Origin of the sequence: Mesoterricola silvestris (assembly GCF_030295405.1) — a bacterium.
Lineage (GTDB): Bacteria > Acidobacteriota > Holophagae > Holophagales > Holophagaceae > Mesoterricola > Mesoterricola silvestris.
Genome location: NZ_AP027080.1, coordinates 3,814,542 through 3,833,866, shown reverse-complemented (window position 1 = coordinate 3,833,866; position 19,325 = coordinate 3,814,542). Strand labels below are relative to the sequence as shown.

Sequence of the window (19,325 nt, the reverse complement as noted above, 5' to 3'; positions counted from 1 at the left end):
CCGAGAACAACCTGGCGATTCATGACCTAGGGCTTGCCGACCCACCCTAGAGCAGCCTCGTCCGGACGGCCACCGCCAGGGCATTGAAGGATGCGTGCATCAGGATGGCGGGCACCAGGCTTCTGGATCTGAGCGTCAGCTGGGACAGGATGACGCCCAGGACGAAGATATCGAGAACCGCCACGGCCTCGAGCCCGCCGGTCAGATGCATCAGGGCGAAGAGGCCGCTTCCCAGCGCGACCGAGGCGGCGCGGCTCCTCCCGGCCCGCAGGAAGGCCTGGTACAGCATTCCCCGGAAGAGGCTCTCCTCCAGGATCGGGTAGAAAAGGCACGGGGGAAGGATCAGCAGGCTCGTCCCCATGGGGTCATGGGCCTGGATGGATGCGTGCAGGAGGGCGTAATTCCCGGTGAGCGCAGGATTCTCCCAAGCGCCCAGGGCCTTGAGGTCCAGGAAGGAGAGCAGAAGCCCGCCAACCAAGGACAGGAGGGCATAGGACAGCCATGCCCGGGGCGGATTGAACCGCACGGCCGGCGCTCCCGCCAGGCGGATGGCGGCCCAGAGCCCCAGAAGCAGGCCCATCGCGTTGAAGGAATCGAAGGCCGTGGAGTGAACCAGCCGGGGCACCAGCAGCGTGAGGCCGGCGATGAACGATATCTGGCCCATCGTACATAGAAGAAAATAGGCCAAGGGCCGCAAGGACGGCCTCACCGCTGTCGGGGACACGCTTTGATTCCCAGAGGCAATCTCTCCAATATGCACGTTGTTATCCATGGATTATTCAAAAGGTGCCACTTGCCTGAATGAGTTTCAAATTTTTATATAAAGTTGATACGATAATTATAAAAAATCATCACAACTTAGTGCAAGCAATATTTGAATGATGTTTAAAACGGTGGTTTGTGTCAATAGGGTCACGGTTCGTTTTTGGGGTTCTCAGCGGGTTTCCGGGAAAGGCCGCGCGGAGCTGGACATCATGTATTGGCCCGGCAACCAACCCGCAGTCAAAGCATCAGACACTTCGGAGGCACCACCCTCAGCCTAGGAAGTGGCAACAAAACCTCCTGTCTTCGCCGGGGATCCGTAGGCCCCATCTCCTTCATCCCAGACATCACTGTTCATCCCTGTTACGCAGGGCCGGCGACGGCTTGGGTCGGCGCGCGCATTACCCGCATTCGCCGACCCATCCAGGCCCTGGCCCTGCGGAACAGGGATGAACAGTGATGTCTGGGATGAAGAGGGATGGATGTCGCGCGTCCCCGGACCGCCCCGCTACCTCCCTTCGGGCCTCGCCTCGGGCAGGGCCGCGGCGAGGAGTTCCAGGGGGGGGCGGCCGCTGGCCTTGGCGATGGCGCGGAGGGAGGCGGCGCCGTCCGGGGCGGTGAAGCCGGCCCTCGCGAGGCCCTCCTTCACCTCCCGTTCCGGGCGCTTCGTGAGGGCGGCGACGCCCTGGATATCGGTGTCCAGGAGCGCGTCCATGGACTGGCGGAGGACGTGGTGGGGGTTGGCGCCGCCGCGGGAGGGGAGGACGGCGGCCACGGCGACCACGGTGCACACGCAGGCCAGGGTGGCGCCCACGGGGCGGCGGAGGTGGGCGAGGGTGGCCCTTCCGTTGGCCACGACGTGCAGGATGCCGCCGGCCACGAACAGGATGCTCACCCATTCATGGACGGGCACGACCAGGCCGGCCTTGACGCCGAAGAACATGAGGAGGCCCGTGGCGGCCGAGGTGATGAAGGAGGCGATGGTCAGGGGGGTGGCGAAGGACTTGAGGGACATCTGGAACTCCAGGAAGCGGGGTGCCCCGCGTCCCCAGTGTCGCTCCGGACGCGGTCCCGGCCCCGGGGCGGGGGCCGGGTCGCAGGTGCGGGACTCCGAACGGCACGAAACCGACATCGAACGGTTTCCGCCCGGGGCGCCTCCGGGTGCGCCGGGGGGCGCATCCGGAGGCGGGCCTGGACGCGGGGCCCGGGCTCAGGAGGTGGCCGGGCCCTGCAGGGTCTCGGGGCCTTCGGCCACTTCGCGGCGCTTCCACAGGTAGTAGACCGCGGGGTACACCAGCAGCTCCAGGATGAAGCTTGTGGCCAGGCCCCCCACCATGGGCGCGGCGATGCGCTTCATGACGTCGGCGCCCGTGCCCGTGGACCACATGATGGGCAGCAGGCCGATGAAGGCGGCGAAGACGGTCATGGCCTTGGGGCGCACGCGCTTGACGGCGCCGTGGATGATGGCCTCCACCAGGTCGCCGGTGGTGTTCAGGCGCCCGGCCTTGCGGGCCTCCTCGTGGGAGAGGTCCAGGAAGAGCAGCATGAAGACGCCCGTCTCGGCATCCAGTCCCAGGAGGGCGATGAGGCCCACCCACACGGCGATGGAGGTGTTGTAGCCCAGGATCCACATGAGCCAGAAGGCGCCGATGGCCGAGAAGGGCACGGCCATCATCACCAGGGAGGCCTTGAAGGCGCTCTTGGTGTTGGCGTAGAGCAGGCCGAAGATGAGGACCAGGGTGATGGGGACGATGAGCTTCAGGCGCTCCTTCACCCGGATCATGTTCTCGAACTGGCCGCTCCAGTCCAGGCTGTAGCCGGCGGGAAGCTTGAGCTCCTTCTCGATGGCGGCCTTGGCGTTCTTCACGTAGGTGCCCACGTCGGTCTTGGAGGTGTCGAAGTCCACCAGCACGTAGCCGTTGAGGAGGGCGTTCTCGTCCCGGATCATGCCGGGGCCCAGCACCAGCTTGATGTCGGCGATGGCCTCCATGGGAACCGCGGAGCCGTTGGGCAGGGGCACCAGGACCCGGCCCAGGGCGGCGGGGTTCTCGCGGTAGTCCCGGGCGTAGCGCACGTTCACGGGGTACCGGGCCCGGCCGTCGAAGATGGTGGTCTGGTTGTCGCCGCCGATGGCGGTCATGACCATCATGTTGGCCTCCTCGACGCTCAGGCCGTAGCGGGCCAGCTGGTCCCGCTTGAGCTCGAAGTCCAGGAAGTAGCCCTCCGCGGTGCGCTCGGCCAGGGCGCTGCGGGTGCCCGGCACGTTGCGGAGGATGCCCTCGGCCTCCACGGCGATCCGCTGGATGACCTTCAGGTCCGCCCCGTTGACCTTGAGGCCCACGGGGGTGCGGATGCCCGTGGAGAGCATGTCGATGCGGGCCTTGATGGGCATGGTCCAGGCGTTGGGGATGGCCGGGAGGCGCACGGCGCGGTCCAGGTCGGCCACGATGTCCTCCTCGGTGATGCGGTCGCGCCAGAAGGCGCGGAGCACGGACTTGGCCCAGTTGGGGGCCCAGGAGGAGTACCAGCGCTTCGTTTCGCGCCACTGCTCCTCGGGCTTGAGCTGGATCACCGTCTCCATCATGGAGAAGGGGGCGGGGTCCGTGGCGGTGTCGGCGCGGCCCGCCTTGCCGAAGACCCGTTCAACCTCGGGGACGGTGCGGATGAGGCGGTCCTGCACCTGGAGGATGCGCTGGGCCTCGGTCTGGCTGAGTCCGGGCAGGGTGGAGGGCATGTAGAGGAGGGTGCCCTCCCCCAGGCGGGGCATGAATTCCGAGCCCAGGCGCAGGAACACGGGGATGGTGGCCACGATCATGAACACGGCGACGGCGATGGTGGCCTTGGCGTGGCGCAGGACGAAGCGGCAGGGCGGCTCGTAGATGCGGTGGAGGAAGCGGCTCACGGGGTGCCTCTCCTCGGGGTAGTAGGTGCCCACGAGGGTCTGGGTGGCGGCCCAGGACAGCCACTTGGGCCTGAAGGTGAAGGGATCCATCCGCGCGAAGAGCATGCGCAGGGCCGGGTCCACCGTGAGGGCCAGGATGGCCGCGATGGCCATGGCCAGGTTCTTGGAGTAGGCCAGGGGCCGGAAGAGGCGCCCCTCCTGGTCCACCAGGGTGAACACGGGCATGAAGGCGATGGCGATCACCAGCAGCGAGAAGAAGACGCTGGGACCCACCTCCAGGAGCGCCTCCAGGCGCACCTTGTGGAAGTCGCCGATGCGGCCCCCGCTCACCCAGTGCTCGAGCTTCTTGTAGGCGTTCTCCACCTCCACGATGGCCCCGTCCACCAGGACGCCGATGGAGATGGCGATGCCGGCCAGGGACATGAGGTTGGCGTTCTGGCCCATGATCAGCATGGGGATGAAGGCCAGGGCCACGCTCAGGGGGATGGTGACGATGGGCACGATGGCCGAGGGGATGTGCCAGAGGAAGATGAGGATGATGATCGAAACGACGATCATCTCCTCCACCAGCTTGTCCTTGACTGTGGCGATGGCCTTCTCGATGAGGGTGGCGCGGTCGTAGACGGAAACCACCTCCACGCCGGCGGGGAGGGAGGGCTTGAGCTCGTCGAGCTTGGTCTTCACCCGCCGGATGACGTCCAGGGCGTTCTCGCCCTGGCGCATGACGACGATGCCCCCCACCACGTCGCCGTGGCCGTCCAGGTCCGCGAGGCCCCGGCGCATCTCGGGGCCCAGGCTAACGGTGGCCACGTCGGAAAGGCGCACGGGGGTTCCCCCCTCGGCCTTGAGCACGGCGCCTTCCAGGTCCTGGGCGGTCCGGGCGTAGCCGCGGCCGCGCACCATGTACTCGCGCCCGCTGAACTCCACCAGGCGCCCGCCGCCCTCGTTGTTGGCGGCCTTCACCGCGGCGATGACCTTGTCGATGGTGATGCGGTAGGTGGCCATCTTGTTGGGATTGAGGGCCACCTGGAACTGGCGGGCCTGGCCGCCCACGGTGGCCACCTCGGCCACGCCGGGCACGGCCTGCAGGGCGTAGCGCATGAACCAGTCCTGGGTGGACCGCAGCTCGTCGGTGCTGTGCTTGCCGCTCTTGTCCACCAGGGCGTACTGGTAGACCCAGCCCACGGCCGTGGCGTCCGGCCCCAGCTCGGTCTTGACGCCCTGGGGCAGGCTGGCGGTGATCTTGCTGAGGTATTCCAGGACCCGGGAGCGGGCCCAGTAGATGTCGGTGCCGTCCTCGAAGATGACGTACACGTAGCTGAAGCCGAAGTCCGACAGCCCCCGCACGGCCTTGACCTTGGGGGCCCCCAGGAGGCTGGTGACGATGGGGTAGGTGACCTGGTCCTCCACCTGGTCCGGGCTCCGGTCCCACTTGGAGTAGACGATGACCTGGGTGTCGCTGAGGTCCGGCAGGGCGTCCAGGGGAATGGTGCGCATGGCCCAGAAGGAGAGCACCAGGGCGATGATGCCCGCCGCCAGCACCAGGAACTTGTTCTCCGCGGAGAACCGGATGATTCGCTGGATCATGGCCGCCTCAGTTCTTTCCGGCGCCGGGCGCCATGTGGGCCAGGGCGGCCTTCAGCCTGGATTCCGAATCCACCAGGAAGTTCGCGCGGTTGACCACGTTCTCCCCGGCCTTGAGGCCCGAAAGGACCTCCACCGTCTCGCCCAGGCTGGAGCCGGTCCGCACCTCCCGGGGCTCGAAGCGGCCGTCGCCCAGGGCCACGAAGACGATCTTGCGGGTGCCGGCGTCCAGCACCGCGTCCACGGGCACCACAAGACCCTTGCGGGCCTGGCTGCGGATCACCATCTCGCCGAACATCTCGGGCTTGAGGATGCCGCCCGGGTTGGCGATCTCCACCCGCGCCTTGGTGGTGCGGGTCTTGGGATCCACCAGGGGATCGATGAAGGCCACGCGGCCGTTGAAGGTCTTCCCCGGGAAGGCCTCCAGGGTCAGGGCCGCCCCCATGCCCACCTTGAGGCGGGGCAGTTCGGGCTCGTAGATGTCGGCGATGGCCCAGAGGTGGCCCAGGTCGGTGATCTCGAAGGGGGTGTCGGCGGGGGTGAGGCGGTTGCCCTCCACGGCCGTCTTGGCGGTGACCACCCCGGCGATGGGGGAGCGCAGGGTGAGGGACTTCTTCACCTCGCCGGTGCGCTCCAGCTCGTCCAGGTCCCCGGGGGCCACGTCCCAGAGGGCCATGCGCCGGCGGGCGGAATCCAGGAGCTCCTGGCCGCTGCCCTCCCGTTCACCGCCCTTGAGGGCCTTGCGGGTGCGCAGGGCCAGGAGGTACTCCTGCTGGGCCGAGACGAAATCGGGGCTGTAGAACGTGAAGAGCGCCTGCCCCTTGGCCACCGGCATGCCCACGAAGTCCACGAAGAGCTTCTCCACGTAGCCGTCCACCTTCACGTGCATGTGGCGGATGCGGGTCTCGTCCGGGGCGATGCGCGCGGTGGTGCGGATCTCGCCTCCCACGGAGCCCTCCACGGCCGCGGTGGTGGTCAGGCCGATGAGCTGCTGGCGCTCCAGGTCGATGGCCACCGTGGCGTGGCCGTCGGGGCCGTTGGCGTCCGAGGCGTTGGATCCGTCCATCGCCACCAGGGCCATGCCGCAGATCGGGCAGTCCCCCGGGTGGTCCTGGATGATCTGGGGGTGCATGGGGCACTGGTACATGGTCTTGGCGGGCGCCTGGTGGACGTGCTCCTTGGGGCGGGGCCGGAGGAGGAGGGTTCCGCCCACGCCGGCGGCGAGGGCCAGGAGCATGAGGGCGGCGGTGCGGGGAAGGGAGGATGCCTGGTTCATGGGGGTATCTCTACATGGATTTCATGGATGAGGATTCGCTTTCGGATCCGGCGGCGGCGCCCTTGCGGGCGCCGGCGGAGGCCGGGGCCCCCCCTCCGCCGCCCAGGGCCGTGCCGCCCAGGGAGGTGGAGCCGATGGGCGGGACGGAGCCCAGGTTCAGCTCCCGCTGGGCGATGGCGATGGCCTGGGCCCGGGCCTGGGCCTGGAGGAGCCCGCTCTGGTCGGCGATCCAGCCGTTGAGGGCCTCCAGCACGGAAAGGAACGGAACCTTGCCCACCCCGTACTGGGCGAGGGTGGCGCGGAAGCTCGTTTCGCTCTGCACCAGGAGGCCGCTGCGGTAGACGCGGAGCACGCCCAGGGCGGCGTCCATCTGGGCGGCGCGTTCCTGCACGCGCTGGCCGATGAGGGCCTCCAGGCTCTCCACCTCCGAACCCGATGCCCGCCTCCGGTGCTCCTGCTCCACCACGGCCTGGGCCTGCTTGCGCTTCTGCCACACGGGGAGGGTGATGGAGACGCTGGCGGTCCACATGGGATCGAAGCCGCCCCGGGGCATGTAGCCGGCGGTGACCGCGAAGTCGGGGCGCCGGTCCAGGCGGGCCAGTTCCAGGGACTTGCCGGCCTGGTCCACGGCGATGCGGGCCGCCTTCAGTTCGGGGCTGAGGTTCCGGGCGCCGTCGGCCTCCGTCGCACGGATGGGGGCGGGGTCGGGCTGCTGCTCCAGGGTGCGCTCCGTGGCCAGGGGCGCGTCGGGGGGCAGGGCCCGCAGGCGGTTGAGGGCGGCCAGGGTGGCGCGCTCCTCGGACTGGAGGTCCAGGCGGGACTGCTCCAGCCGGGTGCGCTCCAGCTGGGCCCGCAGGAGGTCCACCTGGGCCCCCTGGCCCACCTCGTAGCGCACCCGGGCCGTGGTTTCGGCCTGCTGGAGGAAGAGGGCCTGCTGGTCCAGGAGCCGCAGCTGGCTCCGCACCAGCAGGAGGGCCACGTAGCCCCGGCGGATATCCGCCTCCAGGGTGAGGCGCACCCGGCTGAGGGATTCCATGGCGGCCTGGGAGCCCATGCGGGCGATGTCGCCCCGCAGGCCCCGCTTTCCGGGCCAGAGGAGGGGCTGGGTGACCATGATCGAGTAGTAGCTGGTCTCCATCTGGCCGATCTGGAGCTTCTTGAATCCATCATTCTGGAGCCCCAGGGACAGGACCGGGTCCGGAAGCGCCCCCGCCTGGGGGATGCGCTCCTTTTCCGCCCGGGCCATGGCGCTGGAGCGGGCCGCGTCGGGGTTGCGGGCCAGGGCCTCCTGGATCAGGGAGGCGAGTTGGGGATCTTCGGGCGCCTGGGCCAGGCACGCCGCTGGGATGAGGCCTAGGGCCAGATGGGGCGCTATGCGCATGGGAACTCCGGATGCTGGGACTGCGAACTCGCGGGATAGCTTACGACCGGCGAATGCGTCTCAGATACGGAATTGACTCAACGTTGCCTGGGAATCCCGGCGGAGGGGAAGGGGGGGGGCGTGGGCCGGGGCCGAGGCCAGGAAGGGGGCGGGTCCCTGGGCGCGCAGCAGGGTGGCGGGCCAGGGGGCGGGTTCCTTGCGGGGGGCGGCGGCGCGCACCTGGGCGGCCCGGACGCGGGCCACCAGCGCGACGGGCGCTTGCACGGTCCGGGAGGTCCCGGGGCCGGGGCATTGGGGGGCGCAGGGGGTCCGGGGCGAGCCGCAGGGGGCTTTGGGCATGCCGCAGGGGCTCGGTTCGCCGGCCTCACCCCCGCAACAGCAGCAGGCGGCGGGTTGGGCCCCGGCCATCAGCAGCCCCTGGGCCGGCCCCGCGAGAACGAGGGCGATCAGGGCGACGAGATGGAGGAGGCGGCGGACCATGGGTACCCGAAATCCAGGATAGGGCCATCAACGGGGTACGCAAACCGGGGATTTCCCTGGGGGGGCAGGATGAATGGTGAATAGGCATGAATGCGTCATTTAAATATCGAAAAAAACCCTGCCCTGGCGATTTTCAATTGCACTATCATTCAGCGCAACCCATTGAAAATACTTGGTTCCATCCACCCATGAGCGCCCTCCCGCCACCCTCTGCGCCTCGCCGCCTGTTTGCCGCATTCCTGCCGGTGGCCACCGGCCTCCTCCAGGGGCTGTGCTGGCCGGTGATCGTGCCCTTCGTGTGGTTCCTGTTCTACCCGACGGTCTTCTTCAGCTCCTGGCTGGGGGGCTTCGCGTCGGGGCTGTGGGCCACCTTCCTGTCCACGGCCCTGGTGTGGTGGTTCTTCATGGAGCCGGTGCACACCCTCCTCAAGCCGCGGCCCGGATCGTACATCAATGCCCTGGCTTTCATCGGCATGGGATTTCTCTTCTCCTTCTTCCACGAGCGCCTGCGCAAGGCCAAGCTGGAGGCCGCGGAATCCCGGCTCCGGGAGCGGGACGGCCTCCTGGAACGCACGAGCCGCACGGCCCACGTGGGCGGGTGGGAGTTCGACGTGGCCACCCGGACGGGTTCCTGGACCGAGGAGGTGGCCCGCATCCACGACCTGGACCCCTCCACCCATCCGGATGTGGAGCTGGGGCTCAGCCATTTCGTGGAGCGGGACCGCCCGGCCATGGTCGAGGCCGTGCGCCGCGCCGTGGAGGAGGGGCGTCCCTATGACCTGGAGGTGGAGCTGGTGAGCGCCGCGGGGGTGCGGAAGTGGGTGCGCACCACGGGCCAGGCGGTCCTCGAAGGCGGCAGGGTGGTGAAGGTGCAGGGCGCCATGCAGGACATCTCCGACCGCAAGGCCATGGAACTGGCCCTGCGCGACAGCGAGGCCCGGTTCCGGGCCCTGTTCGAGCAGGCCGGGGTGGGCGTGGTGGAAGTGGAGGCCGCCACGGGGCGCTTCCAGCGGGTCAACGGGCGGTTCTGCGAGATCCTGGGCTACGGCGAGGCCGAGCTGCTGGCGATGCGCTTCCAGGACCTCACCCACCCCGGCGACCTGGGCCGGGACCTGCGCGAGACGGGGCGCCTCGCCCGGGGCGAGATCGCCAGCTATGCCACCGAGAAGCGCTATTTCCGCAAGGACGGCTCCATCGTGTGGGTGGGGCTCACCGTCCGGCCCCTCTGCTGGCCGGGCCAGGAGGCCACCCACTTCGTGAGCATCGTCGAGGACATTTCCGCCCGCAAGCAGGCCGAGGCGGAGGTGAAGGTGCTGAACGCCACCCTGGAGCGGCGCGTGGCCGAACGCACCCAGGAACTCACCGCCGCCAACCAGGAGCTGGAGAGCTTCGCCTACGCCGTCTCCCACGATCTCCGGGCCCCGCTGCGGGCCATGGACGGGTTCAGCCAGGCCCTCCTGGAGGACTGCGGCCCCGCCCTGGACGGGGAGGGGCGCGGGTACCTGGACCAGATCATCCGGGCCAGCCACACCATGAGCGGGCTCATCGACGGGATCCTCCTGCTCTCCAGGGCCACCCGCGGGGACATGGAGCGCGCGCCGGTGGACATCTCGGCCCTTTCGGAAAGCCTCCTGGAGGGGTTCGGCAGGGCCGATGGGCGGCGCCCCGTGCGCTGGAGGGTGGAGCCGGGGCTCCAGGCCGAAGGGGATCCCCGGATGCTGCGGGCCGCCTTCACCAACCTCCTGGGCAACGCCTGGAAGTACACTGGCAAGTCCCCCGAGCCCCTCATCGAGGTGGACCGCGTCCAGGAGGACGGCGTGCCCTGGATCCGGGTGCGGGACAACGGCTGCGGCTTCGACATGGCCTTCGAGGAGAAGCTCTGGAAGCCGTTCCAGCGCCTCCACCGCCAGGACGAGTTCCCCGGCCTGGGCATCGGCCTCGCCACCACCCAGCGCATCGTGAACCGCCACGGCGGGCGCCTGCGCGCGGAATCCGCCCCCGGCCGCGGGGCCTCCTTCCTCATCGCCCTTCCCCCTTTCGCGCCCGTGGAGGCCCCGTGAACGAAGCGCCCGTGATCCTCATGGTGGAGGACAACCCCCAGGACGAGCTCCTCACGCTGCGTTCCATGCGCAAGGTGAACCTGGGCAACCTGGTGGAGGTGGTCCGGGACGGCCAGCAGGCCCTGGACTACCTCTTCCGGGAGGGGGAGTTCGCCGGGAGGACCGGGCCGGACCTGCCGGCGCTGGTGCTCCTGGACCTGGGCCTGCCCCGGCTGGGGGGCCTGGAGGTCCTGTCCAGGATCCGCAAGGACGAGCGCACCCGGGCCCTGCCGGTGGTGATCTTCACCTCCTCCAGCGAGGAGGAGGATCGCCTCGCGAGCCTGGTGGGAGGCGCCAACAGCTTCGTGCGCAAGCCCGTGGACTTCGCCGAATTCGCCGAGAAGGTGGGGCGGCTCGGGGTGTACTGGGTGGCCGTGAACGAGGCTCCGCGCTCCTGGAGCCGGGGTTGAAGCCGCGGCTGAAGATCCTGGTGGTGGAGGACTCCGAGGCGGACTTCTCGCTCCACCTGCGCAACCTCAGCAAGCACGGCACGGAGGCGGACTGCGTCCGGGTGGACACCCTGGGCGCCCTGGAAACGGCCCTGCAGGACCGGTCCTGGGACGCGATCATCTCCGACTACAGCCTGCCGGAGCTGGAGTTCGACCAGGTCCTGGCCCTGGCCCGCAGGAAGCTGCCCGGGGTCCCCTTCATCCTGGTCTCGGGGAGCATCGGGGAGGAGGTCGCGGTGGATCTGCTCCGGCAGGGGGTCTGGGACTTCGTGTGGAAGGACCGCCCCGCCCGGCTCAGCCAGTGCCTGGCCAACTGCCTCGGGGAGGCCCGTTCCCGCAACGCCCGCCACGAGGCCGAGCTCGCCCTGAGGGCCAGCGAAAGCCGGTACCGGTCCCTGTTCGAGAACATGCTCGACGGCTACGCCCACGCCCGGATCCTCCGGGAGGAGGACGGGACCGTGGACTGGCTGTACCTGGACGTGAACCCCGCCTTCGAGCGCCTCACGGGCCTCCGGGACGTGGTGGGCCGCAGGCTGAGCGAGGTCCTCCCCGGGATCCGGGAATCCGAGCCCCAGTTCGTGGAGGCCTTCTCCCGGGTCGCCGCCACCGGCGTGCCGGAGCGGCTGGAGCTGTTCGCCGGGACCCAGGGCATCTGGTACTCCAATTCCATCTACAGCCCCGCCCGGGACGAATTCGTGGTGGTCTTCGACAACATCACCCAGCGCAAGAACGAGGAAATGGCGCGGCGCAACCTGGAGGACCAGATCCGGCACACCGAGAAGCTGGAGAGCCTCGGGAGCCTCGCCAGCGGGGTGGCCCACGACATGAACAACGTCCTGGCCGCCATCCTCGCCGTGGGGCAGGTGCTCCAGCTCAAGTCCGAGGAGGACCCGGGCATGGCCTCGGCCCTGGACACCATCATCAAGGCGGCCAACCGCGGCCGGGACCTGGTGCGGGGCCTCACGAACTTCGCCCGCAAGGACCTGCGGGCCGCGGAGCCCCTGGACCTCAACCGCATCGTCAAGGAGGAGGCCGCGCTCCTGGAGCGCACCCTCCGCCAGAAGATCCGCCTGGAGGTGGACCTGGCCGAGCCCCTGCCGCCCTTCATGGGCGAGGCGGGCAATTTCGGGAGCGCGCTGATGAACCTGTGCGTGAACGCCGTGGACGCCATGCCCGAGGGCGGCGTGCTGGCGCTGCGCACCCGGCAGGCCGAGGCGGGCTGGATGGAGCTTATCGTGGAGGATTCCGGCACCGGCATGCCCCCCGAGGTGATCAACCGGGCCCTGGAGCCCTTCTTCACCACCAAGGAGCCCGGTAAGGGCACCGGCCTGGGCCTGGCCATGGTGCACGGCACCGTGAAGGCCCACGGTGGCAGCCTGGAGATCCGGAGCCGGGTGGGCAAGGGCACCCAGATCCACATCCGCCTCCCCGCCGTGGCCGGGGCCGCCCTGGAGGAGCACGCGCAGCGCGAGGCCGGAATCCGGCGCCGGGTCCTGCGGATCCTGGTGGTGGACGACGACGAGCTGATCCAGGCCACCGTCCCGCTCCTGCTCCACCACCTGGGCCACACCCCCGTGGCCGCCATGAGCGGGGAGGAGGCCCTGGACCAGCTGGAAAAGGGCCTGAAGGTCGACGCCGTGATCCTGGACCTCAACATGCCCGGCATGGGCGGCGAAGCCGCCTACCTGCGCATGCGCATGCTCCGCCCCTCCCTGCCGGTGCTGGTGGCCACCGGCTTCATGGACCCCTCCACCGACCTCCTCCTCCAGGGCGACACCCGCGCCGCGAGCCTGTCCAAGCCCTTCTCCCTGGAAGAACTCCACCGGAAGCTGGAGGCTCTTGTATAGGGGGTGCCGGCATCCCCAAGCTCCCTTGGAGCCTCGAGGAAGGATGCCTTGGAACAATTCCAGCACCTATCAACATTCTGCTTTTCCCAGCGCCCCAGCGAGATCTCAGCGCCCCAGCGTTTGATCCTTTCCAGGTGTCCCTCGGCGCGACTGGAACAATCGCCACACCGGATTTGGGAAAAGGACCAAACGCAGAGGCGCAGAGGACTCGCTGGGGCGCTGGGAAAAAGGTCGGGACCACTAATGCGTAGCGATGCATCGGATGCCCCGTGCGAGAGCAATGCGTTGCTGCGGGACACGGGCGATTCCTAGTGGATGTGGACGCCGCCCTCCCCAGGGCCGGGGTCCTTCAGGAGGATGACGAAGGGCAGGCACACCACGTAGACCAGCACCAGGAAGGCGAAGACGTCCACGAAGGCCATGACGTAGGACTGGCGGACCACCTCCAGGCCCAGGACGCCCTGGGTGAGGGTGCCGGCGCTGCTGGGATCCAGGCCCGAGGCGCTGCCCAGGGCCAGGTGGAGGCGCTGGGCGCCCTCCTGGAGGGGGGCGCTGAAGGGGGTCAGGTGCTCGCCGAGGCGGGCGTGGTGGAACTGGCTGCGGGTCTGGAGGAGGGTGGCGGCCACGGCGATGCCCACGCTGCCGCCCTCGTTGCGCATGAGGTTGAAGAAGCCCGCGGCCACGCCCATGGCCTCCCGGGGGATGCGCCGCATGGCCACGGTGGCGATGGGCACGAAGACGAAGCCCAGGCCCAGGCCCCGGAAGCACCAGGCGTAGATGAGGTAGCCCATGCCGGAATGCAGGTTGATGGAGGTGAGCAGCCAGCTGGAGTAGATCTGGGCCAGGAAGCCCGCGGCCACGGTGTAGCGCACGTCGACGCGGCCCATGATCAGGCCGGCCACCATCATGGCCACGACGCTGGCCACCCCGCCGGGGCTCAGCATGATGCCCGCCCAGGTGGGGGTCCACCCCAGGAAGGTCTGCACGAATAGGGGCAGCATCACGAAGGCCGCGTACATCCCGAAGCTGGCCCCGAAGATCAGGAACATCCCCGAGGCGTACTCAGGCAGCTTGAACATGCGCAGGTCCACCAGGGGCCGTTCCGCGGTGAAGGAGCGCCAGAGGAACAGGATGAGGCCCAGGGCCGAGCAGGCCGCGTAGAGCGTCACCGTCCGGCTTTCGAACCAGTCCAGGCGCTCCCCGCGGTTCAGGAAGAGCTCCAGGCACCCCAGGCCCACGGCGATGAAGATGAGGCTCCAGTAGTCCATGGCCCCTTCGGGCCTGCGGTCGGGGGCCTCGTCCACGAAGGCCGACGCCAGGGCGTAGGAGAGGATGCCCACGGGGATGTTGATCCAGAAGATCCAGGGCCAGCTCCAGTTGTCCGTGACCCAGCCGCCCACCAGGGGCCCCACGATGGGGCCGCAGATGACGCCGATGCCGAAGACCGCCGTGGCGATGCCCTGCTCGGAGCGGGGGAAGGCCTCCATGGTGATGGCCTGGGACATGGGCACCATGGCCCCGCCCGTGAGGCCCTGGATCACCCGGGCCGTGATGAGCATGGCCAGGGAGGGCGCGGCCCCCGCCGCCAGGGAGGCCAGGGTGAAGCCCGTGAGGCAGAAGAGGTAGAGGCGCTTGCGCCCGAACCGGTTGCCCAGCCACCCCGTGATGGGCAGCACAATGGCGTTGGCCACCAGGTAGCTGGTGAGCACCCAGGTGATCTCGTCGGTGCCGGCGGCGTAGGTGCCCTTCATGTGGGGCAGGGCCACGTTGGCCACGGAGGTGTCCAGCACCTCCATGAACGTGCCCAGCATCAGCGCCAGGGCGATGATCCACTTGAAGGGCGCGCCCCGGTCCTGGGCCGCGCCGCTCATTCGCGGGTGTCGATGACGGCCGAGACGCTCAGTCCCAGGCGCAGCTTGTGGTCAGGGTCCCCGCCGGGCACCAGGCGGATGCGCACGGGAACCCGCTGCACCACCTTCACCCAGTTGCCCGTGGCGTTCTCGGCGGGCAGGAGGCTGAAGGCGGATCCGGTGCCCGCCGCCAGGCTCTCCACGACCCCCTGGAAGTCCCGGTCGTCGATGTCGGCGCGCAGGGTGACCTTCTGGCCGGGGCGCACGCGCCGGAGCTGGGTCTCCTTGAAGTTGGCCTCCACCCAGAGATCGGTGCGGCCCAGGGGCACCACCGCCAGGAGCGGCTGGCCCGCGGCCACCACCATGCCGGGCTCGGCCAGCTTGCGGGTGACGAAGCCGTCGCAGGGGGCGGTGAGGGTGCAGTAGCCCTTCTGGAGGCGGATCTGCTCGATGGCGGCCAGGGCCTGGGCCTCCTTGCTGCCGCTCACGTGCAGCCCGCCCTCCACGGCGGCCACCTGCTTGCGGGCCGCCTCCAGCTGGGCGGTGGCGACCTGGTGGGCCGTGCGGGCCTGGTCCAGCTTCTGGCGGGGAATGGACTGCCGCTCCACGAGGATCTCCAGGCGCTGGCGTTCCAGGGCGGCCAGGCCCTCCTGGCTTTCGGCGGCGCGCACCTGGGCCTGGGCCTGGGCGATCTGGGAGCGGTTGAGGGCCATGGAGGCCCGGGCTTCGGCCAGGGAGCCCTGGGCCTTGGCCTCGGCGGCCTCGAAGTCCTTGGGGTCCAGGGTGGCGATCACCTGGCCGGCCTTGACGGGGTCGTTCTCCTTCACGTCCAGGGTGAGGATGGCGCCGGGGACCCGCGAGGCCACGGACACCACGGAGCCCTTGACGTAGGCGTCGTCGGTGGCCACGAAGAGCTCGTTGTGGCGCCAGCTGAAGTAGCCCCAGGCGCCGGCGGCGGCCGCCAGCGCCAGGATCACGGCCAGGGAGACCCACATTCGGGTGCGCTTTTCCATGTTCAATGCTCCAGCGAACGGGTCGCGTAGAAGGTTTCCAGATCCTCGCCCAGGAGGGCCAGGAGCCCGGCCTGGACGGCGTAGGCGCGGCAGAGCCGGTCCGAAAGGCTGAAACGGCTCTCCGCCAGCACCGTCTCGGCGTCGAGCACGTCGGCGCTCTTGGCGTAGGCCTGCTGGTACTGCTCGCTCACGATGCGCAGGTTCTCCACCGCGGCGTCGACGTTGGCCCGGGCCGTGCCCATTTCCGCCAGGGCCTCGTCATGGGCCCGCAGGGCGGCGGCGGCGGCGTTCTCCGCCTGGCGGCGGGCCTCCAGGAGTTCCCGGCGCGCCGAGCCCTCCTCGGCCCGGGAGCGGCTGATGCGCGCGGAGCGCGCCCCGCCGTCGAAGAGCTTCCAGCTCAGGCCCAGGTAGAGGGTGGTCTGCTGGGGGTGGGCCAGGAACCGGTTCTCCTCGTAGGAATGGCCCAACTGGGCCACGACGTTGGGGGCGAAGTCCCGGCGGCGGAAGTCCACCTGGCCTTCCGCGGCCTTGACCTTGGCTTCCAGGGCCTTCACGCCGGCGTTGGCCTGGGGCGCCAGGGCCCGCACCGCCGCCTCGTTCCAGGGCAGGGCGGGGGGCGGCGGCAGCGACTCCGGCAGGACCTGGGCGGTGCCGGGGGCGAGGCCCATGGCGATATTGAGGCTCTCCCGGGCCGATACCAGGGCGTTGTCCAGGGACCGGCCCGCGTCGTCCACGGCGCGAAGGGCCACCTCCGTGCGGAGCAGGTCGTTGCGGGCCACCACGCCCTGCTCGAACAGGGAGCGCGCGTCGCGCAGGTGGTCCTGGAGGGCCTGCCGGCGCTGGTCCACGACCTTGCGCCGGGCCCGGAGGTTGAGCAGGGTCACGTAGCGGGAGGCCACGTCGGCCTTGGCGCGGCCGACGGCGTCCCGGCCGCCCAGGTCCACGGCCAGCTCCTTGGCCCGCAAAGCCTCCAGAGCGCTGGAGCGCCGACCGAAGTCGTAGAGGAGGTAGCTGGCGGTGAGGTGGTAGCGCCAGGAGGACTTCTGGGCCACGGGCTGCTCCAGGGAGGGCACCGTGAGGCTGCCCAGGCCCGGGATGGGCCCCACCGTGAAGGACTCGGTGCGCAGGGCCGCGTCCCGGTCCAGGTTCAGGTGGCCCCCCTTGAGCTCGATCTCGGGGAACCACGAGGCCTTCACCTCGTCCCTCTCCCCCTGGGCGCCCCGCAGGGCCAGGGTGGCCAGTTCGGCCTGGGCGGAGGAGGCCCCGGCCTGGCGCAGGGCCCCGGCCAGGGTGAGGGGGGCCTGGGCCGCGAGGGCGCCGGAGACCAGGAGCAGGGCGAGGGCGGAGCGGATCACGACCGCACCTCCCGGGCCACGCCCCGCAGGAGGCATTCCATGGCCCGGGCCACCGTGGCCCCCGCGTCCTCCCTGGGCACCCGGTTGTGGGCGAAGTGCAGGGAGGCCTGGATCACCTCCATGGCCAGCTGGGTGAGGAACTCCGGATCCAGGGGCCGCAGGAGCCCCTGGTCCAGGGCCTCCTGCACCAGGTCCTTGAGGCGGGCCCGCTCCTCCCGGTAGATCTCGCCCAGGCTGGGGATGAACCTGGAGTCGAAGCCCCAGTCGAACTGCACCCGGTCCCGCACGAAGGTGGGCAGGGAGAAGGGCCGGTCCTGGAAGGACTCCGCGTACACCTGGGCCAGGGCCTCGATGCGGTCCAGGGGCGACCCCCCCCGCGCGGCCAGGGCCGCGCCGGCCCGCAGGTGGAAGCTCTCCGCCCGGGCCTGCACCACCTGCTCGTACAGTTCCTGCTTGGAGGCGAAGTGCTCGTAGAGGCCCTGCATGCCGATCTCCGCCTCGGCGGCGACCTCCTGCATGGTGGCCTCATCGAAGGGTTTGCGCCCGAAGACCCTGCCGGCGGCTTCGAGGAGCAGTTCCCGGCGCTGGTGACGTTCCTTCTCGCGGCGTACATTCATGGTGGAACCTCGAATCTAAATTTAGAATATAGATTCTGAATTCTCAAGCCTGAATTTTCCGGGCGGGGGACGGGTTAGGAGGGTGGCCAAGGAAGCGCACGTGTTCCAGATAGGCGCCCCGATCGTTTTCGTTGAATCAGTCTGCCCCTGCGCTCCTTCGTCGCTCCGGGTCAGGCTGATTCAACGAAAACGGAACCGCCTAACGACCAGGGGGAGCCGAAAAGGGCCTGGAAGGCGTATTTGAGGTAAAGCCTGGCCCGTTGGCGAAGGTCCAGGCCGAATGGAACAGGGTCTGCACCGCCCGCAATCTTTTGAAGTTAGCTCGAGCCCAGACCTGCTGAAGGGCTGGTTCGGGACGAGGTCGCGTTTCCTGATTAGCGTTGGCGCGGTCCAAGGCCCTCCTCGCAGCACTCGAAGAGAGGCCCTGAGGTGGGTCGGGGCCACTAGGTGAAAACACAGGCCCAACCATGGGGTGAGAGCCTTCCGTTGCTGCGGGCTTGGCCCGCAGCAACGAACCGGGGCGAACGTCCGGGACACGTGCGAATACTTACCCGGGCTTCTAGGCCCAACCGGCGATTTTGGCACCGTCCCAAACGTAGCGAAGGGGGCGAACCTGATGGCATTCCTTGACGGCCCTGGGGCGGAAGATGCCCACGCATTCCCCCCCGGCGTTCCGGACGCTGGAGAAGGCGATCCCGGTCTCCCCGGCACCGCGCAGGCTGGCGCCAAACGCCTGGGCAGGCCCGTAGGCCAGCGGGTCCGGCGCGTACAAGGTCGGCTGGGAGGCCTGTTGGCCCCGGATGTCCACCAGTTCCCCCGAAATGCGGGCGATTAGGATCTGTTCCTCCAGGGCCGAAGCCGGTTCGTGGGTCCTGGACATGAAGATGCCCCGGTGGAAGGCGACCTCCCGGATGGCGGTCTCCTCGTCCATGGCCGCGTAGTAAACCCCGAAGGTGCCGTCGGTGAACCGGGATGAGGTCAGGTAGGCGAAGGGCGCCATGATGTACCCGCTCCCGGGTCCGAAGACCCATTTGGAACGGGGTAGATACTGGAGCAGGGTAATTTCGTCGTAGTGGGGGCTGAAGGCGGCTTCGAGTTCGTACAGCGCCTCGAAGTCCTCGCGGGACGCCACCAGCTCGAACAGCGTAATGGGGGGATGCCGGGCCGCGATGACCCGCCAGGAGGGTTGCCCGTCCAGGGCCGCCCGCCTCACGCCCACCCTCCCCGCTGCGCGTCCAGGTAGGAGCGCACCGCGAACAGCCCCCGGATGCCCTCCCGCATCCGGCCCAGGGCCGGCTGCCCCTCGAACAGCGGGGCGGCATTGGGCTTCTTCACCCATGCGTTGGCCTGTTCCACCGAGGGGAACAGGATCCTCAAGGCCTTGTAGATCCCCAGCACGTGGGAGACCCGCTCAAGCTGGTCCCGGTCCAGTCGAGCATTCTGCGCCCGCTTCCAGTTGAAGAAGGTGGACCGGCTCTCCATCCCCAGGAGGTCCAGTTGCTCCTCCACGGAGAGCTTCCATTCCTCGCTGATCCGGAAGAAGGCGCGGATCGCGGGTCCTGAATGGCGCTGCGCATCCACACCCCGGCCTGCCCCCTGGGGGCCCGTGGCGAGGTCTTCGACATTATTGCGGTTCATTTTTGCACCCAATTATCAATTTAGTCCATTTATGGACTATTGCAAGGTGCATCGTGCGCCCGACAACGGGAG

General features: G+C 69.1%; 15 protein-coding genes. 3 read left to right on the top strand and 12 right to left on the bottom strand.

Annotated features, from left to right (window positions below; translation table 11 throughout):
• Positions 1-46 precede the first annotated feature (46 nt).
• The 6 genes from R2J76_RS16520 to R2J76_RS16495 form a co-directional block, all read right to left on the bottom strand.
• Positions 47-664 (bottom strand): CPBP family intramembrane glutamic endopeptidase, encoded by a 618-nt coding sequence (locus R2J76_RS16520; RefSeq protein WP_316412740.1) that lies wholly within the window; start codon positions 662-664, stop codon positions 47-49.
• 606 nt (positions 665-1,270) lie between these two features.
• Positions 1,271-1,777: a DUF4405 domain-containing protein gene (locus R2J76_RS16515; protein ID WP_316412739.1), complete on the bottom strand. Its 507-nt coding sequence runs from the start codon at positions 1,775-1,777 to the stop codon at positions 1,271-1,273.
• A 195-nt stretch (positions 1,778-1,972) separates the two neighbouring features.
• A complete protein-coding gene (locus R2J76_RS16510) occupies positions 1,973-5,251 on the bottom strand; it encodes an efflux RND transporter permease subunit (RefSeq protein WP_316412738.1) in 3,279 nt (1,092 codons plus the stop codon).
• Between the two features lie 7 nt (positions 5,252-5,258).
• On the bottom strand, positions 5,259-6,524 hold the full coding sequence (locus tag R2J76_RS16505) for an efflux RND transporter periplasmic adaptor subunit (RefSeq protein WP_316412737.1): 1,266 nt from the start codon (positions 6,522-6,524) through the stop codon (positions 5,259-5,261).
• Positions 6,525-6,534: 10 nt separating this feature from the next.
• Positions 6,535-7,905, bottom strand: a complete 1,371-nt coding sequence (locus tag R2J76_RS16500) for a TolC family protein (RefSeq protein WP_316412736.1) — start codon at positions 7,903-7,905, stop codon at positions 6,535-6,537.
• A gap of 60 nt (positions 7,906-7,965) precedes the next feature.
• Positions 7,966-8,385 carry a hypothetical protein gene (locus R2J76_RS16495; protein ID WP_316412735.1) on the bottom strand — a complete coding sequence of 140 codons (420 nt, stop codon included), beginning with the start codon at positions 8,383-8,385 and terminating at the stop codon, positions 7,966-7,968.
• A gap of 245 nt (positions 8,386-8,630) precedes the next feature.
• Between R2J76_RS16495 and R2J76_RS16490 the strand changes: the two genes are divergently transcribed.
• From R2J76_RS16490 to R2J76_RS16480, 3 genes are read left to right on the top strand one after another with little or no spacing between them, the layout of a single operon-like run.
• Positions 8,631-10,445, top strand: coding sequence for a PAS domain S-box protein (locus R2J76_RS16490; RefSeq protein ID WP_316412734.1), 1,815 nt, complete (start codon positions 8,631-8,633; stop codon positions 10,443-10,445).
• 20 nt (positions 10,446-10,465) lie between these two features.
• Positions 10,466-10,894: a response regulator gene (locus R2J76_RS16485; protein ID WP_394366845.1), complete on the top strand. Its 429-nt coding sequence runs from the start codon at positions 10,466-10,468 to the stop codon at positions 10,892-10,894.
• Positions 10,891-12,780 carry a hybrid sensor histidine kinase/response regulator gene (locus tag R2J76_RS16480; protein ID WP_316412732.1) on the top strand — a complete coding sequence of 630 codons (1,890 nt, stop codon included), beginning with the start codon at positions 10,891-10,893 and terminating at the stop codon, positions 12,778-12,780. Before R2J76_RS16485 ends, R2J76_RS16480 begins: the two co-directional genes overlap by 4 nt.
• 308 nt (positions 12,781-13,088) lie before the next feature.
• On the opposite strand, the gene R2J76_RS16475 is transcribed toward R2J76_RS16480, so the two are convergent.
• From R2J76_RS16475 to R2J76_RS16450, 6 genes are all read right to left on the bottom strand, one after another.
• The gene (locus R2J76_RS16475; RefSeq protein ID WP_316412731.1) at positions 13,089-14,651 is read right to left on the bottom strand and encodes a DHA2 family efflux MFS transporter permease subunit; all 1,563 of its coding nucleotides are present in this window, start codon (positions 14,649-14,651) and stop codon (positions 13,089-13,091) included.
• Complete coding sequence (locus R2J76_RS16470; protein ID WP_316412730.1) at positions 14,648-15,643, bottom strand: HlyD family secretion protein; 996 nt, start codon at positions 15,641-15,643, stop codon at positions 14,648-14,650. Before R2J76_RS16470 ends, R2J76_RS16475 begins: the two co-directional genes overlap by 4 nt.
• A gap of 2 nt (positions 15,644-15,645) precedes the next feature.
• Entirely contained in the window at positions 15,646-16,998 is a 1,353-nt protein-coding gene (locus R2J76_RS16465) for a TolC family protein (RefSeq protein ID WP_316412729.1), read from the bottom strand.
• A complete protein-coding gene (locus R2J76_RS16460; RefSeq protein ID WP_316412728.1) occupies positions 16,995-17,615 on the bottom strand; it encodes a TetR/AcrR family transcriptional regulator in 621 nt (206 codons plus the stop codon). The genes R2J76_RS16465 and R2J76_RS16460 overlap by 4 nt, the downstream gene beginning before the upstream one ends.
• 559 nt (positions 17,616-18,174) lie before the next feature.
• The gene (locus R2J76_RS16455; protein ID WP_316412727.1) at positions 18,175-18,828 is read right to left on the bottom strand and encodes an RES family NAD+ phosphorylase; all 654 of its coding nucleotides are present in this window, start codon (positions 18,826-18,828) and stop codon (positions 18,175-18,177) included.
• On the bottom strand, positions 18,825-19,253 hold the full coding sequence (locus R2J76_RS16450; protein ID WP_316412726.1) for an MbcA/ParS/Xre antitoxin family protein: 429 nt from the start codon (positions 19,251-19,253) through the stop codon (positions 18,825-18,827). The genes R2J76_RS16455 and R2J76_RS16450 overlap by 4 nt, the downstream gene beginning before the upstream one ends.
• Positions 19,254-19,325 lie beyond the last annotated feature (72 nt).

Excerpts from the sequence above, each read along its gene's own strand:
- R2J76_RS16520 (WP_316412740.1), bottom strand. The coding sequence starts at position 664 with ATGGGCCAGATATCGTTCATCGCCGGCCTCACGCTGCTGGTGCCCCGG.
- R2J76_RS16515 (WP_316412739.1), bottom strand. The coding sequence starts at position 1,777 with ATGTCCCTCAAGTCCTTCGCCACCCCCCTGACCATCGCCTCCTTCATC.
- R2J76_RS16510 (WP_316412738.1), bottom strand. The coding sequence starts at position 5,251 with ATGATCCAGCGAATCATCCGGTTCTCCGCGGAGAACAAGTTCCTGGTG.
- R2J76_RS16505 (WP_316412737.1), bottom strand. The coding sequence starts at position 6,524 with ATGAACCAGGCATCCTCCCTTCCCCGCACCGCCGCCCTCATGCTCCTG.
- R2J76_RS16500 (WP_316412736.1), bottom strand. The coding sequence starts at position 7,905 with ATGCGCATAGCGCCCCATCTGGCCCTAGGCCTCATCCCAGCGGCGTGC.
- R2J76_RS16495 (WP_316412735.1), bottom strand. The coding sequence starts at position 8,385 with ATGGTCCGCCGCCTCCTCCATCTCGTCGCCCTGATCGCCCTCGTTCTC.
- R2J76_RS16485 (WP_394366845.1), top strand. The coding sequence starts at position 10,466 with ATGGTGGAGGACAACCCCCAGGACGAGCTCCTCACGCTGCGTTCCATG.
- R2J76_RS16475 (WP_316412731.1), bottom strand. The coding sequence starts at position 14,651 with ATGAGCGGCGCGGCCCAGGACCGGGGCGCGCCCTTCAAGTGGATCATC.
- R2J76_RS16470 (WP_316412730.1), bottom strand. The coding sequence starts at position 15,643 with ATGGAAAAGCGCACCCGAATGTGGGTCTCCCTGGCCGTGATCCTGGCG.
- R2J76_RS16460 (WP_316412728.1), bottom strand. The coding sequence starts at position 17,615 with ATGAATGTACGCCGCGAGAAGGAACGTCACCAGCGCCGGGAACTGCTC.
- R2J76_RS16450 (WP_316412726.1), bottom strand. The coding sequence starts at position 19,253 with ATGAACCGCAATAATGTCGAAGACCTCGCCACGGGCCCCCAGGGGGCA.